General features: G+C 39.2%; 19 protein-coding genes. 2 read left to right on the forward strand and 17 right to left on the reverse strand.

Annotated elements, in window-relative coordinates; all coding sequences use genetic code 11:
* Positions 1-103: 103 nt before the first annotated feature.
* The 5 genes from ACYSNQ_RS04675 to ACYSNQ_RS04695 form a co-directional block, all read right to left on the reverse strand.
* A complete protein-coding gene (locus ACYSNQ_RS04675; protein WP_426081663.1) occupies positions 104-2,548 on the reverse strand; it encodes an ABC transporter permease in 2,445 nt (814 codons plus the stop codon).
* Entirely contained in the window at positions 2,545-3,225 is a 681-nt protein-coding gene (locus ACYSNQ_RS04680) for an ABC transporter ATP-binding protein (RefSeq protein WP_426081664.1), read from the reverse strand. The genes ACYSNQ_RS04675 and ACYSNQ_RS04680 overlap by 4 nt, the downstream gene beginning before the upstream one ends.
* Positions 3,226-3,301: 76 nt before the next feature.
* The gene (locus ACYSNQ_RS04685) at positions 3,302-4,213 is read right to left on the reverse strand and encodes a sensor histidine kinase (protein ID WP_426081665.1); all 912 of its coding nucleotides are present in this window, start codon (positions 4,211-4,213) and stop codon (positions 3,302-3,304) included.
* Positions 4,210-4,893: a response regulator transcription factor gene (locus ACYSNQ_RS04690; RefSeq protein ID WP_426081666.1), complete on the reverse strand. Its 684-nt coding sequence runs from the start codon at positions 4,891-4,893 to the stop codon at positions 4,210-4,212. Before ACYSNQ_RS04690 ends, ACYSNQ_RS04685 begins: the two co-directional genes overlap by 4 nt.
* Positions 4,894-5,231: 338 nt before the next feature.
* Complete coding sequence (locus ACYSNQ_RS04695; RefSeq protein WP_426081667.1) at positions 5,232-5,660, reverse strand: MarR family winged helix-turn-helix transcriptional regulator; 429 nt, start codon at positions 5,658-5,660, stop codon at positions 5,232-5,234.
* Positions 5,661-5,797: 137 nt separating this feature from the next.
* On the opposite strand from ACYSNQ_RS04695, the gene ACYSNQ_RS04700 reads away from it, so the two are divergent.
* Positions 5,798-6,097 (forward strand): DUF2316 family protein, encoded by a 300-nt coding sequence (locus ACYSNQ_RS04700; protein ID WP_426081668.1) that lies wholly within the window; start codon positions 5,798-5,800, stop codon positions 6,095-6,097.
* A 165-nt stretch (positions 6,098-6,262) separates the two neighbouring features.
* Here the strand turns inward: ACYSNQ_RS04700 and ACYSNQ_RS04705 are convergent, their stop codons facing one another.
* The 7 genes from ACYSNQ_RS04705 to ACYSNQ_RS04735 all read right to left on the reverse strand — a co-directional run bounded on the left by ACYSNQ_RS04705 (position 6,263) and on the right by ACYSNQ_RS04735 (position 10,533).
* Positions 6,263-6,457 (reverse strand): cysteine-rich KTR domain-containing protein, encoded by a 195-nt coding sequence (locus ACYSNQ_RS04705; RefSeq protein ID WP_426081669.1) that lies wholly within the window; start codon positions 6,455-6,457, stop codon positions 6,263-6,265.
* A 22-nt stretch (positions 6,458-6,479) separates the two neighbouring features.
* Complete coding sequence (locus ACYSNQ_RS04710) at positions 6,480-7,502, reverse strand: LTA glycolipid anchor biosynthesis glycosyltransferase, IagA/BgsA family (protein ID WP_426081670.1); 1,023 nt, start codon at positions 7,500-7,502, stop codon at positions 6,480-6,482.
* Positions 7,503-7,665: 163 nt separating this feature from the next.
* The gene (locus tag ACYSNQ_RS04715; RefSeq protein WP_426081671.1) at positions 7,666-8,220 is read right to left on the reverse strand and encodes a hypothetical protein; all 555 of its coding nucleotides are present in this window, start codon (positions 8,218-8,220) and stop codon (positions 7,666-7,668) included.
* A gap of 16 nt (positions 8,221-8,236) precedes the next feature.
* A complete protein-coding gene (locus ACYSNQ_RS04720; RefSeq protein WP_426081672.1) occupies positions 8,237-8,515 on the reverse strand; it encodes a hypothetical protein in 279 nt (92 codons plus the stop codon).
* Entirely contained in the window at positions 8,499-9,056 is a 558-nt protein-coding gene (locus ACYSNQ_RS04725; protein ID WP_426081673.1) for an RNA polymerase sigma factor, read from the reverse strand. The genes ACYSNQ_RS04720 and ACYSNQ_RS04725 overlap by 17 nt, the downstream gene beginning before the upstream one ends.
* 352 nt (positions 9,057-9,408) lie before the next feature.
* Entirely contained in the window at positions 9,409-9,966 is a 558-nt protein-coding gene (locus ACYSNQ_RS04730) for a cyclophilin-like fold protein (protein ID WP_426081674.1), read from the reverse strand.
* A complete protein-coding gene (locus ACYSNQ_RS04735) occupies positions 9,967-10,533 on the reverse strand; it encodes a DapH/DapD/GlmU-related protein (RefSeq protein ID WP_426081675.1) in 567 nt (188 codons plus the stop codon).
* A 117-nt stretch (positions 10,534-10,650) separates the two neighbouring features.
* On the opposite strand from ACYSNQ_RS04735, the gene ACYSNQ_RS04740 reads away from it, so the two are divergent.
* Positions 10,651-11,520: a LysR family transcriptional regulator gene (locus ACYSNQ_RS04740; protein WP_426081676.1), complete on the forward strand. Its 870-nt coding sequence runs from the start codon at positions 10,651-10,653 to the stop codon at positions 11,518-11,520.
* A gap of 240 nt (positions 11,521-11,760) precedes the next feature.
* Here ACYSNQ_RS04740 and ACYSNQ_RS04745 read toward each other — a convergent pair whose 3' ends face one another.
* The 5 genes from ACYSNQ_RS04745 to ACYSNQ_RS04765 all read right to left on the reverse strand — a co-directional run bounded on the left by ACYSNQ_RS04745 (position 11,761) and on the right by ACYSNQ_RS04765 (position 14,908).
* A complete protein-coding gene (locus tag ACYSNQ_RS04745) occupies positions 11,761-12,072 on the reverse strand; it encodes a carboxymuconolactone decarboxylase family protein (RefSeq protein ID WP_426081678.1) in 312 nt (103 codons plus the stop codon).
* Between the two features lie 14 nt (positions 12,073-12,086).
* On the reverse strand, positions 12,087-12,500 hold the full coding sequence (locus tag ACYSNQ_RS04750; protein ID WP_426081679.1) for a cupin domain-containing protein: 414 nt from the start codon (positions 12,498-12,500) through the stop codon (positions 12,087-12,089).
* A gap of 37 nt (positions 12,501-12,537) precedes the next feature.
* Positions 12,538-13,047, reverse strand: a complete 510-nt coding sequence (locus tag ACYSNQ_RS04755) for a flavodoxin (protein ID WP_426081680.1) — start codon at positions 13,045-13,047, stop codon at positions 12,538-12,540.
* A 93-nt stretch (positions 13,048-13,140) separates the two neighbouring features.
* Positions 13,141-14,022: a LysR family transcriptional regulator gene (locus ACYSNQ_RS04760; protein WP_426081681.1), complete on the reverse strand. Its 882-nt coding sequence runs from the start codon at positions 14,020-14,022 to the stop codon at positions 13,141-13,143.
* 367 nt (positions 14,023-14,389) lie between these two features.
* A complete protein-coding gene (locus ACYSNQ_RS04765) occupies positions 14,390-14,908 on the reverse strand; it encodes a DUF624 domain-containing protein (RefSeq protein ID WP_426081806.1) in 519 nt (172 codons plus the stop codon).
* Positions 14,909-14,917: the final 9 nt, after the last annotated feature.

Raw genomic sequence — 14,917 nt, forward strand, 5'->3', positions numbered from 1 at the left:
AAAAAGAACTTGAAACAAAACCAGCAATTTTCTGCTGTTTGTTCCAAGCTCTTCGCGTTCCTTCAGTGTTTTATTACTAAGACAATTTAAGTTAACGCCTTTATTATTTAATGCGGTTGGCAAGATGGTCATGTCCTAACGCCTTCATCACTAGGATAGGAGTCAAAAGGCAGACAAGAAATACTAACAGCAGGGAGCCGCTGACCTCGAGTAAGGGTAAGCTGAAAACTGCAAAAGTGGCGGAATTTTTTACAACTAGAAACAAACCATATGTCAAACACATTCCCAGTGTCAATACAAGAACAGCCGTTATCCCGCCATAGTAAAGACCTTCATAAGCCAGCATTTTATTGGTTTGTCTGCGTGTCATGCCAATACTCTCTAAGGTTGCCAGCTCCTGTTTTCTAGAGATAATACTGGTGGTAATTACATTAATAAAATTCAATAGTCCAATAGCAGCTAAAATTACTGCTAGTGCATTTCCCAAGATTCGCATCGTCATCGTTCCTGTACGTGCTGCTTCAATCTGCTCTTTCTTGGACATCAAATGAAAGTAGGGGCGTTGTTTTACCAGCTCTGTCATGAGCTTAACGCCAGCCTCTTCCTCTTCATCAGAAAAATTCATTCTTATTTCTAAAATCGTTGCTTTAGGGATTATTTGTTTCATATAATTTTTTGAAATCAGAATGGTTGGTGCGCCGTCACTTTGCTGCTCAAGATAAGCTATTGGAAAATAACCGCCGATTGGCAAGTTAAGCTTCTGCTGTGTTTCAAGGACAGTAAAATCCAGATTAGGAATAGCTTTAAAGTCTTCTGGTGTATCCGATTGAACCAGACAGAGTTCACCAACTTCAAATGCCTCTTCATCGAAAGAACGGTGGTTTGCCTCCATCACTGTACGGATTTCCTCAGTGTCCATACCAATTATCTGGCTAAAGAAGTTTTCTTTATTCAGGTTTTCTTCTTTATGCGTGCCATATTTAAATGTTTTATTATAGTTCTTTATATAATCAGAGAATTTGCCTTTTTCAAAATCTACTAGGATTCTACTCGATAAATAAATGTGCAGCTCTTCAATACCAGAGAATTGATTCATTTGCTGCAGTAGCTCCTGATCCTCTTCCCAACGGTTGGAAGCTGGTATCTCCTTTTGGGAAACCGATAAGTCCTCCGACATTTCACTGGTCACAAAATTTTCCAAATCCATACTTTCCAAGGCTGTATTTGTAGCAATAAACAAAGAAATTCCTAAAAATAAGGATAAAATCACAACTAATGCCCGTTTCTTATCTCTAAAAATATTGCGCCATGCCATAGCATACAGCTTTCCACCGGAATGTCCGCGGACCTTCTGTTTTTTAGGGGCACTTTCTGTAAATCTAATCGCTTGAATAGCCGGAACCTTAGCAGCAATTCGGGCAGGCTTAATAGAGCTGACTAGGGTTACAAATAGTGCAAAGACGGCAGCAGATATATAAATCCAAGGATTGACAGAAGTTACTTTTGTATCAGCAAAGGTTGAAATATTCAAGGCAAAAGGAACCGCTATTGTAGAGACCAAACTGCCTAAAATAAGACCAATAGGAATACCAATCAAGGATAAAATCAGAGCCTGACGTAAAATGATGCTTCGAATTTGCTTTCCTGTCGTCCCTAAGGCTTTTAGCAAGCCATAGAAACGGATATCATTTGCAATCGAAATATATAACACATTGTAGATTAACAAGCCTCCGGATAACAAAATAATCAAAATAAACGCACCAACACCCAAAAACAGAGTCATAGAGCTGCCCCCGCTTTCACGGACAGTTGTTTTTATTTCCTGATTTTCAGTCAGGGCCAATGATTTGGCCAGCTCGTCATTTTGCTTTCCAATCCCTTGACTGTTTTTATATTTAATCGAAACTGTATTTTTTCCTTCTAAATCCGGATACTCTGCTGCAAAGGCAGAAGATACCAAGAGATAGCTCATATTCGAAACCCGCTGTGTCACATACTCCTTAAAGTAACCAGATAAAGTAAAAGACTGAGTGATTGTCTGATTCTGATAAGTAAAGGTTAATGGAATCTCCATGCCAATTTTCGGATGCTCAATTCCTAAAATCGTCAGCGCTGACAAAGGGATTAGAACTTCGTCTTTTTTCTTGGGAAACTGCCCTTCAATATCAGTAACTGTGGGTACTCTTAGATTCAGCCATTCAGATTCATCGTACCAGTGCAGAATGAGCTCAGCATCTTTCTTCTTCTGACTGACTGGATTAATCATGCCAATGGTTCGCTGCGTTCCATAAGCTTCAACGCCTTCATTCTCCGACAGCTTTTTATATTGAGCAGCCGTCAGATTATTCATGTTGGCATCAGCCATCGTACCCAAAATTCTTCTCTGCTGCTGCTCATTCGATTCAAGAAAGCTCATTCCTAAACTGACAACCGAAGTCAGCAGCACGGTTGTTAGAATAATCGCAATACTGACAAAAATATTTCGACGTTTATTGGCTCGAAAGCTCTTGATTCCGATTGAGCGAATAATCTTTTTTTGTGTTTTCATGAGAAGTCACCTTCTTCAGATAAACGACCATCTTCAATTCGAATAACCCGGTCTGCCAGCTGAGCAATATGATCATTATGCGTAATCATAATAACTGTCTGATGAAATTTTTTAGCAGTCATCTTCAATAAGCCCAGCACATCCTGGCTGGTGTGGCTGTCCAGATTTCCAGTTGGCTCATCAGCTAGAATAATAGCTGGCTTTGAAGCCAGTGCTCTGGCAATCGCAACCCGCTGCTGTTGTCCGCCGGATAATGCATTAGGCAGTTCATTTTCCCGCCCTGACAAGCCCAAGGTCTCAATAATCTGAGCTACAAAGTCCTCATCAATCTTGTTTCCATCCAATTGAATTGGTAATACAATGTTTTCATAAACACTTAAAATCGGCACTAAATTATAATTTTGAAAAATAAAACCTACATTACGGCGGCGAAAAATCGTTAATTCTTCTTCTGTCATTGCAGACAAGTCTTTCCCGTCAACAAATAGTTCACCGCTAGTTGGCTGATCCAGTCCCCCCAGCAGATTAAGCAGGGTACTTTTTCCAGAACCTGAAGTACCAACTATTGTTACAAACTGCTTAGCAGAAATTGTTAAGCTGACATCATTTACTGCATGAACCTGATTTTCTCCCTGCCCGTAGGTTTTCATCAAATGTTTGACTGTTACGATTTCCATAGTAGACGCCTCCTTTGTTAATCTAAGTGTAGCAAGGCGTTCTTACTCCCCGCTGACAATCCAGACTTCTTTTCTGTCAGTTTAGTAAGAATAGAGAAAATACAGTCTCCTCTGATGTCTCCTTAGCAAGAATATAACCGCCTTGTCTTTCCAAAATCAGCTTGGTCAGATGAAGACCGATACCCGCACCGGACATATCTCCAGCATTTTCTCCCCGATAATATTTTTGAAAAATCAATCGCATTTCGTCAGGCAGGATACCTATTCCTGAATTACAAATGTCAATTCGCGTATAAGAAAGAAGCCGTTTGACAGTTATGCTTATTTCAGTTTTTGGATTTGCATACTTCACTGCATTCTCAATAACGTTGCTAAAGGCCTCTGCTGTCCATTTGGAGTCATGCATAAGCGGATTCACCTCTTGAAATACCAGTTGAATAGTTATCCCCTTCTGATTGGCCGCTTCACGATTTTCTGCTATTGCCTGCTGAAGGGTTTGGTTGATATCCAGCAACTCCGGCTGTAAATCAATCGTTTCCGTTTCAAATCGAGTCATAACAATAAATTCAGAAGCTAACCACATGAGCCGCTCAGAGCTAACCTCGATTCTGGCTAGAAACTCCTTTGCCTCATGTTCTGACAATCCGGTCATCTGCATTAATTCAGTGTACATCATAATACTGGATAACGGTGTTCGCATCTGATGGGAAATATCCGCAATCAGCTCTTGAATCCGCTGATGTTCAAGCTCTACCGTTTGTTTGCGGTCCTCTGCAATCTCCGCAATTCGCTGAGCTTTAAAAATGACCTTAGCTAACTGCCCCTCCTCATACTTCACCTCATTTGGATCAAACGAGCTAAAAATCACTTGATCAAAGATTGCTTCCAGCTTCTCCAGTTCTGCCTCCTGCTTTAGCTTTAGCTGGCGGATATAGAGCCCTCCAACTAAGCAACAGCAGCTAAGTATTATCCCTATCCAAATACTCATGATTTCCTCCGCTTCTTCCACACATAACCTACTCCACGTATTGTCTGAATAAACTCCGGCTGCTGAGGATCAGCTTCAATTTTCACTCGAATTCTTCTAATATTAACTGATAATGTGTTTTCATCGACAAATTTTCCCTGAGTATCCCATAATACATCAAGGAGTTGTTCCTTTTCCAAAACAGTTCCAGCATTTTTGAGCAGATAATGAACCAGTCGATATTCTGTTGAACTTAGGGCTATTTCCTGTCCATCTCTAAAAAGACGGTTGGCAGACACATCTAATAGAAACGGCGGTACAGAAAGCTCTGTTCCATAGGTTTCCAGCCGGCGCAGAGTAGCGATGATTTTTGCCTTTAAAATAGCCAAGGAGAAGGGCTTAATAATATAATCATCCGCCCCTACGGACAAACCGGCAACAACATCGGTCTCCATGTCTAAAGCCGTCAAAAAGAAAATAGGCGTCTTGGTTATTTTACGAATAGCCATGCAAAGATCTAAACCATTCCCATCAGGTAAATTAATATCTAAAATAATCAAGTCCGGCTGTTCCTGCTTAATTTTTTCGACTGTTCCAGCCATTTTTTCTGCTGTAACTACTCGGTAGCTTTCCTGTTCCAAGGCAAAGGTAATTCCCCGACGCAGCTGTTCATCATCCTCAACTAAAAAAATCTTTTTCATTCACTTCGCTCCTTTACGTTTCGGCTTTCATTTTATCTTACTATTAATTGGATATTTTTACATTACTTTTTAGAAATAGCTAAATAACAGCAAGATTAGGCTGCTCTGTTTAAATCGTAAAGCTCTTAAAATCAAACCGTTCTCCCCTCCATGATAGTGGTTTGTACAAAAGAACTTTTTTAATCCAGTCACAGAAGTATGTGTAATGAAGGGCTTGATTGTCTTAACACACTATAAATCGACTCAAATAAACAGACTAGGATGGAAAATACCAATCTAGTCTGCTTCAATCGTTCCTCTTAAATTATTTTTTTAATGCACATATCAGATTAGACTGCTCACACATTCTCTAGCGCCTTTTCTGCTTTTTTCAGTTGTTCTAAAAACAGATGATGTTCTTCTTCTGAAAAAGTGCTGCAAAGCTCTTCATTCAAATGCTGGAAGATTTCTTCAATTTTTATGACCATCTGTTTCCCTTGCTCCGTCAAATAAATATTTTTTTGCCGTTCATTCTCTTTAGGAATTTCTCTGTAAATCAACTGCTTTTCTTCCAAAATTTTTAGAATGTTTGTTACCGTTGCCTGCTTTTTTCCTAAATAGTTAGCTAGTCCACGCTGAATAGTAGCCGGATGTTTGTACACATAGGTTAGACTCCGTGCCTGTAGACTATTTAGCTGTAGCGTTCTCAAATGCTCCCCAACATAGCTTTGCTGAAGAACACTTAATGTATAAATTTTTTCTGTGATATCCTCTTTGTTGAAAGTCACTAGCCTCACCTCTTCTCCGTTAGTTTAATTTAAAATACTCTAATTGACAACTGTTTCATAATAAAGTATTATTCATATAGTTAAATTTACAACTATTAATTTTTTAACATTAAAAACCAAAGAAAGAAGCGATTATCATGTCTTTAACCTCTAATCAGATGCTGCAGACACAAGAGGAATTTCAAAAAAATCTAGTCCTCTCCGGCTTGTCTCTCTCAGAAATCGCACGAGATTTAAAAACAAGTATTTCAGTTATCGAAAACACCCTTCAGCTTCAAACTACTCGCATTGAAGATCCCTGGGTTTTAAAAAATTATTTAGAAGAACAAATCATTGCTCAAAATAAGCAGCCCATCCCCTTCACTGCCTTGGTTGGCAACTACCAGCAATACTGGTTTTTAAATTCGAAGCGGATTAAAAACAAGCGAATAGGCTGATATAGTTAGTTACATTTTAAACAAAACCAATACTTTCACGAGTATGCCGCAACAGAACCGTTCTCCTCCGAGAGATCAACTAGACAAACAAAGCTAAATCCCTTTCACTTATACTCTAAAAATCCAACAAAAGAGCCGCCAACATGAAGTGTCCACACTTCTATGTTAGCGGCTCTGCGTCTGGGCGTCTGGCTCTTTTATTTGTTCAATTTCAGCAGCTGCCACATTAATCAAAAACTCTCTCTTACATTTGGGACAATACAGAGGAAAATTTTTCAGCTCGCTGTCTTTTCTAATTTTGGTTCTCGTCTTACCAGTACAAACCGGACAAAGTATCCAAAAGCTCTCATTCTCCAGCATATTACTCCTCCTGTTCTTACAATTAAATTTTTACATAACTTTCATCTAGAACCTGTTCATAAACCAGCTTTAATTCCTGACCAATTTCACTGATACTTCTCCTTACAGCTGTTTGATAGCCTCTTTCTACGGTATCCGGCAGCTGCTTGTCAACAATCTTTTGAATATGCTGCTTAAACCCAGCATTATCGGAAGCCATGTAGCAGTTTATCCCTGATTCAAGCCAGTCATGATAGACAGGAATATCACGAGTCAAAACCTTTTGCTTGCTGGCTAACGCTTCTAAAACAACAATTCCTTCGGTTTCCTCGTATGAAGGAAAGAAAAACAAATCAGCGCCTGAATAAGCTCCTTCGATAATTTCTCCCTTGATATATCCCGGAAAAAGAACGTTGTCTGGATGCTTCTTTTTAACAATCTCCCGAATCTCTTTGGGAATACTCAACATATTGACATGACCAAACCAGATAAAGGTGTAGTCAGGCATTGATTTAGCAATTTCTACAAAATCAATCAGTCCCTTTCGTTTAAAAAACAAACCAACACAGATAACAACCTTTTGCTCTGGCGCCAATTTGAAGTATTCTCTAAAAAGAGTTTCCTTACGGGTATCCGGACGATACTTTTCTAAATCAATTCCATTGGAAATCGCTGCAATCGGCTGCTTCATCCCGTAGCCTTCCAGTATTTCTTTTGAATAGACTGTTGGTGTGATTAAGCAGTCAGCTTTAGAATAATGAGAGATTAAGTAGCGTTTAAACAAGGGTGCCACCTGATTAGAACCAATAAATGAATTTCTAAAATCTTCTTCCGTAGAATGTGTATGATAAATGACCTTCTTTCCCATTCGCCTGGCCTTGGCAATCATCCGATAACTGCCAATCCCATAAGTATTAATATGCAGAATATCATAATCTATACAGTTCGGATCCAGTGTATACTCAATTCCTGCGGCCGCTAATGCCCGTTTCTGATGCTCCAGTGCGCGGCCAATACCAGATTTTGCTAATATTCTTTTACCTTCAAAATACAATAATATCTTCATTGAAAATCCTCCTTCATCTAATAAAATGATTGTCTTAGCCGCTTTTCTAACATGTGTAAACAGCTAATACGCATCAATATAAAGTTTATAAACGCTCTTATTCAAACCAGTTCAATTACAGGACTTACTGGCTTATATAACCAGTTTTGTCTTCACACATCAATCAGATAATGGGTGTTTTGGGACCTATACCGCCCATGAACTCAGCTAAAAACAAGGCTGCTACTATAATCAGCAGCAACGCTCCATAAAAACGAATACCTTTAAGTCCAGCTGCCTTTCTTAAAAACAGCACGTATAGTATAACTTTCCAGATGAGTGCACCGAAAAAGACTATATTAACAAATAAGCCCCATAAAAAATTTTCCGACATATGATTGTAATTGGACTCGATAATAAACATAAGAGGAATTAAAACACTAAATATCATTGTAGGAAACAAGGTAAATGCCCACTGAGTCAAAAACCAGCTAAGTTTCTGTCGGTTGCCGAATATCCAGCAAACCGCAAATAACAATAAGCAAAATAAACTATATTCAATTAGGCTCAGTAGAAAAATCTTTAACAGATTAATAATCGTAAATGATGTCCCCATTATCAGCGGGTCGAAAGCTGTAACGATTAGCGCAGTAAATGAAACGAACAGCAGTGAAATCACCTTATCCTGTTTATTAAAAGACCCTACTGGATCATTCAGGATTTCAAAAATTTTTTTCATTAGAACACATCCCTTCTCATTCAAATAGTTTTAAAATAAATTCTGTGTAGTCATTTCCAAAAGCAAGTGCACAGATAACCGCCTGTACAGCTGAGAAGGAAAAGGCAAAACGATAAGGCCGATTCACAATGAAGTCTTTCAACCGTTGTTTGCGGGAACGAGTAGTTGTTATCTTGACTTCACTTTGGATAGCTGCCAGCATCCGCTGTTTTTGAATTGAACTTGGAAATATTTCTTTATCTGATGCTAATTCTTCTAGCGACTGCTTGATAAAGTCATCATTTTTTGTTTTCATTTCTGTATTCCTCCTGTCCAAGATTCAGATATTCCTTGATATACGCCTGCTTTGCACGATAAAGCACACTTTCCACAGATTTTGTCGTTTTTCCTAATAGTTCGGCCATATGCTTAACTGATGAGTCATCTAAGTATTTCATTGTCAAAATCAGCTGATAATACGGCGAAAGGCTATTTAAGCACGTACGGATCAGCTGCTTATCATATTCTTTGATGAGTTCAAGCTCTATATCCTGTGAAGAGTCCGGGATCGTCTGAAGCTCTTCATTATTTATATCGGTATTTTCCGAAAAATGCTTATATTGTTTTCGATAATAATCATTTAAGCGGTTGCGGACAATTTTAAACAGCCAGGTTCGCTCAGAGGACAAACCTTTAAATGTTTTCAGAGATTTATATACCTCAAGAAAAATATCCTGCGTAACATCTTCCGCCAGCTGCTGATTTAAACCCGTACGCAGATAAACGAATTTATAGACTTCATCAACATAGGAATGATAGAGCTGAATAAATTTTTCTTCATACTTTTTTTCTGCCATTGCTCACACTCCTTCGCCCTTCCCTAGTCTCCCAACAACTATTTTCCGCTGCTGGTTATTTACTTTTCTTCAGTATACCAGTGATTAAGTAGTTTAAGGATAGGTCACTAAATGCTACTCTTTCTTATTTATATACTGTTGTAAAAAAATCATTTTGGCTAATACACGCTTTCTTTCCCTTCTAAAAAAGTGGTGTACATTAAGGTAGTCGCAGAAAAAGGAAAAATCATTCGCAAAAATTCAAATTTTTTGTAAGCTGGCTGAAAAATTTTTTTTAAATGGATATTTGACCATCTCTATATTTTCCACAAAAAAAGAGTGGAGCCCGAATCGGTCCACTCTATAAAGCTAACTAACCTAGCCACAGCCATACTGACTTCCTTTCTTTAAGGAAATCTAACGCTGCTGCTTCTTTAATTTTTCCTATACGAGTATATGTGTAGTTTGTCTCAAAGCTTTCATAAAAAATCACTAGGCAATCTGAACCGAACAACAGCACATCTCCCTTTTCAATCTGGACTATTCTTTGTGGAGCTGTCGGTAAGGCTTTTGATAGGTAGGCATATTTTTCATTTTGGTTTAGGTCTTCCAGCTCTAAAGAGAGAGGAAACTGAGCAGTCAACTCCTCTACAGTCTCATTTTCTTCCAGCTCAAGCTGAAAGTCTTGATTATCCAGCTTCAGTTTCACTATACGTAGACTTTCCTTTCCATCTATTTGATTGCTGCTTTTGGGAGCCGCTGACAACTGATCCTCTGATTCAATAGCTGAAATTGGCACAGCAGCTTCCTTGGGGGAACAGCCGGAAAGAAAAAACATTGCTAATCCTATCACATAAAACAGCCGGTAAACTCTTTTCAGCTTTCTATCAAGCATAGCATCTTCACCTTTCAACTTCTTTTCTTTTTCCATTCAAGAAGGAAGCTTCTTCATCACCCTTGCCGGACTGCCGGCTACAACGGTATTATCAGGAACATCTTTAGTAACTGTTGAATCAGCTGCCACAACTGCATTTTTTCCTACGGTTATTCCCGGCAGAATTGTAACATTCCCTCCAAGCCAGGCATTCTCCTTGATTAAAATGGGAGCCGCTCGGATTCCTCGCCTTTTTTCAGGCTCAATCAAATGATTGACTGTAATCAACCTTGAATCCGGACCAATCAAAACATGGTCTTCAATTGTAATACCCCCTAAATCTACAAAAGTGACGTTCTTATTGATGAAAACATCCTCTCCTAATTCAATGTGTCCCCCAAAGTCACTATAAAAGGGCTGCGAAACTGTTGTTGAAGGAGCTAAGCTGCGACCGGTTATTTTTTCAAGATACGAGAGCATTTCCATATTTGTATGGTAGCTTGTATTCATTTCTACTAGTAATTGTTCGTTTGCTTCCTTAACTAAATGAATCTCTTTAAATAATGGTGACCCAGCAACTATGTCTTGATTTTGGATTTTTTTCAGCAAATTTAATTTCTTCATCTTTCTTCTCCTTATTCTGAATTTCTTACCTTTATTGTACGCAAATGAGTTATACTTAACCAATACTTATATTGAATAGCTAATTATAACTATTTTCTATATGAAGGAGGAATAAAAATGGAATTAAGAGTACTGAATTATTTTTTAACTGTGGCTAAAGAAAAAACCATCAGTAAAGCAGCTGAAGTGCTGCATCTTTCTCAGCCGACCTTATCGAAGCAGCTTAAAGATTTAGAGGATGAGCTGGGTGTTACACTTTTTAAACGGGGCAACCGAGGGATCGTCTTAACCGAAGAAGGCCTCTATTTGGCTAATAAAGGCAAAGAAATTTTGTCCCTTGTTCATTCAACAACCTCAAATCTACTTCCTGATGGACAAATTAGCGGTGAAATCGCCATTGGCGGCGGGGAGACAAAAGCATTTGAATTCGTCGCTGTTCTTTTACAGGAGTTGAGAATACAGTATCCCAAGATAACCATCCGGTTATATAGTGGGAATGCGGACGATGTACTGGAAAAAGTTGATAAAGGGCTGTTAGATTTTGGTCTTGTTATTGATCCGGTTGAAAAACAAAAATATGAATATAAGCGCCTGCCGTTATCTGACCACTGGGGAATTTTGGTAAATCATACACATCCGTTAGCAAAAAAACAAACGGTCGCACCTAATGAAATTGCCGGTACGCCGTTATTAATTTCTAATCAGTCCTCTGTTGACAACCAGCTGGCTGATTGGCTGGGCAGCAATCTGGAACATTTCAATGTAGTGGGTACATATAACCTGCTTTACAATGCCTCACTCCTGGTAAAACATAATATTGCAAGTGCACTGTGTATTGATGGTGTTCTTTCTACGGAAAATTCAGATTTAGCTTTTATTCCTTTTTCACCGCCATTAACTGCCTCTGTTAGTATTATCTGGAAAAAGGATCAGTTTTTTTCTAATGCAGCGAAAGCTTTTTTACAGCTGCTAAAAAAGGTTGACTAACGACAAAAACTGCCAACGCCTCTGCTGAAAAGCTATATCGTGCCAAACAGCAGCGCCCTCAGCAATCCTCTCTCGTGAATAAGACAAAGTGTGCGGTCGTTGCGATTTCGTAAAAACAGGGTTGGATGCAGCCCTGTTTTTCAAGTAGTCGGGGAGCAGCAGGACTTGAACTATAGCTATTTTCCTGTCACATTTCGTTTTTTCATAACAATCTTCTCCCTGATTCTGATGCTTAATCAGCTAGTCAAAAATTTCCTTCGCCATTGAAAAAGCAGTCCAAGCCTTAGGCCAGCCTGCATAAAAAGCCAGATGAGTAATCAGTGCCGTAATTTCCTGCTTAGTCACACCATTTTCCTTTGCGATTTTTAGATGAGCTTCAAGCTGAGGAGCGCCTAGCGCCAGTAAAGCAGAACAAGTAATCATACTTCTGTCATGCAGTGAAAGCTCTTCTTCCTTTGCCCATACCTCTCCAAATAACACATCATCATTCAAGGCCGCAAACTGCGGCGCAAATTCGCCCAATTGGTTTCTTCCTGCTGTCTGTTTTCTCATATCATATTACCTCCCTATTGTTTTAAACTGTTGTACCAGTCATCATTTACTGCTTCCAGCCATTCAGGTGTTCCAGCGGTAATGGCCAGATGTTCAAACCAGCTGTCCTTCGCAGCGCCATGCCAATGCTTCACCCCATCATGAGTTACAACCACATCTCCTGCTTTGAGAAATCGAGCCGGCTGTCCTTCTTCCTGATACCAGCCTTCACCACCAGTAACAAGCAATAGCTGAAAACCGTCCCGATGAACATGCCAGTTATTCCGACAGCCAGGTTCAAAAGTGACATTACCAACTCCCACACTTATGGCTGGGTCAGCAACCAAGCTTTGTAAATAGCTTTGTCCAATAAAGTATTGTGCAAATGCCTGATTCTTTTCACCCACGGGGAAAATCACTCCGTTTTTTACTTCTTCATGCTTCGTCATCCTCTATTCCTCCATTATTTTTTATTTATGCTACCTTCTAAAAAGAAAGCAGCCAGTTTTTTATCGCTGTATCCGACAGCTCAGTACGCGAACCGCGGATGGGTAAACCGGTTTTAATCTCTGCGCCGGCACAGGCTTTTTCTAAATCCTGCATACTTGATCCAAAAGCACTGCCTTCATGTGTGCAAAAAGGAAAAATAATCTTGTTTTCCCAATTCATATCCTCTAAAAATGTCCCGACTACTCTAGGAAAGCTGCCCCACCAGTTGGGAAATCCAAGAAAGACATGCGTTACATCCTTAAAATTAACGGGCAAATTCTCATAGCAAATTCGCAGCGACTGCTGTTTTTCCTCTGCGGCTAGCTGAACCACTTCCTCATAGTCTTTCGGGTAGGGTGTAACTGGCAGTAAAGGATACGCTGGAATCTTCAATTTAGCACTTATCTTTCTTGCGACAACCTCAGTGTGTCCGACTAAAATATATTGTTTTTTTCCTTTAACAAAATTTTCTCCAGCCCGTGAGAAAAAAATAATGACCGCTGTCATAAGCATCCCTCCAAAAAAATGAGCGGTACAATAAACACATGTTTATCGTACCGCTCATTTTATTCTATGTCTAATACCTATTATTACATAAGACTATAGTTGAAAAGCATAGTTAAACCGATTAATCAACTCTTGAACAGCAGGTGTCTGAACTCTTTTCTTCCATACTAGAACACAGCTCGTTTTGACTGATGGGCTCAGCGGAACAAATAGTGTCTCTGCTGAATTTCTATTGGAAACAGCCCCTTCAATTGTTAACGCTGCACCAACCTTATTTTCAACTAAAGAAAATACATTAAAAATCAAATTAAAATGACCGACAATATTTAAGTTGGTAATGGGTACGCCCGACCAGTCACTCAATAGACGCTGTACCTCTTCTCGATTGGAGCATAGAATAGGCAAACCAAGCATATCTTCTGGTGTCAGCTGCTTCTTTTGAGCGATAAACAGCTCTTTTGATAAAAGAAATCCCCAAGTTTCTTCTCTGGGTAGTCTTAGCATTTCAACTTCATGTAAAGAGACTGGCTCCAGCAAAATCGCTAAATCAAGAATTCCTTTTTCTAAGCGCTCGGCAATATCTTCACTTGTTCCAGTGACAAGATTAAATCGAATTTGCGGGTAGTCACTTATCAGCTCCTCCAGCAGCATAGCTAAGGTATCCGAGTTGTCTGCCTCAACACAGCCGATAGTAACACAGCCGCTTAAGGGCTTCTTCCGCTGCTCTGAGAAAGCATGTTCTAATTTCTCATCCAACAGCAATATTTCCTCAGCACGTTCTTTCAAAAAAAATCCGTCTTGAGTCAAAGTCAGCCTATTTTTTACTCTATGAAATAAAGGTACCCCTATGCTTTCTTCAAGCTCTTTTATTTGCCGGCTCAGTGTTGGCTGTGTAATATTCAATAATCTTGAAGCTTTCGAAATATTCCCTTCCTGAGCAACTGTCCAAAAATAACGTAAAAGTCTGATTTCCATAAGCATCCTCTTTGCTTTTTTCTTTAACTATACCAGATTTACAACTTTTCGTCCGAAAAATAAAGATTGCTTAGCCTCTCAGTCTACTTCATGTATTCGTCATTCCTTTGTAAATCTACAGCAGTACGCTATTAATCAACATCAATCATCAAATCTGCTTATAGAAAGGTCACTATTAATTGGAAAGGTAATCACTGCTATTCCCCTGCTTTTAACAGTTCAAATGATTAGTGAAATCTCATACACTGGTAGAAAAAAGCTTAGAATAAAACCAGAAAGTTCCTGATTTTAATTCCAAGCTTTATGATTTTATTCAGTTTTTGTCCTACCAGCATAGCTTAACATATCCTTAAAAAAAGCTCCCCGCTTAAACCTTTTCAGCAGGGCTTTGTCTCAACTTATGAAGCTTGCTGCTGTTCAAATAAATTAGTCCGCCCAAAATGGATGGAGCGAGTAAATACCCAAACTGTGGTTTCAAAAGCATAAAACCTAGGATAATTATCAGCAGTAAACTGTTGAGTCCCGTTACATACCATTTTCTAAGTGCATAGTAAAGACTGATTTTGTAAATCTCTTTTCTGCGAGCCAGTGGATTTTTAAGCTGAAAATAAACAGTATTCAGAAAGACCCCCAACCCCAGCACTCCAATAATAAAGAACAAAGGACTAATCCATTGAAACCATGGAGTTGCTACAAAGAACCACAAATCTGCTCCAATGATAATCATACAAAGTATTGCAGCCAGCCAATAGCCGGTTCCTTTTAACCAGCCTTTACGGACTTGACGAAAGAACACCTTGAAGGGCTCGCTTTCTTTTTCCTGAATAAACTGCTCCAGCGATCCCAACAGCGCAGCAAACGCGCCGCCAAAGGGTAGAGCTGCTATGAGAAAAAA

The organism is Enterococcus sp. LJL51 (assembly GCF_054871795.1).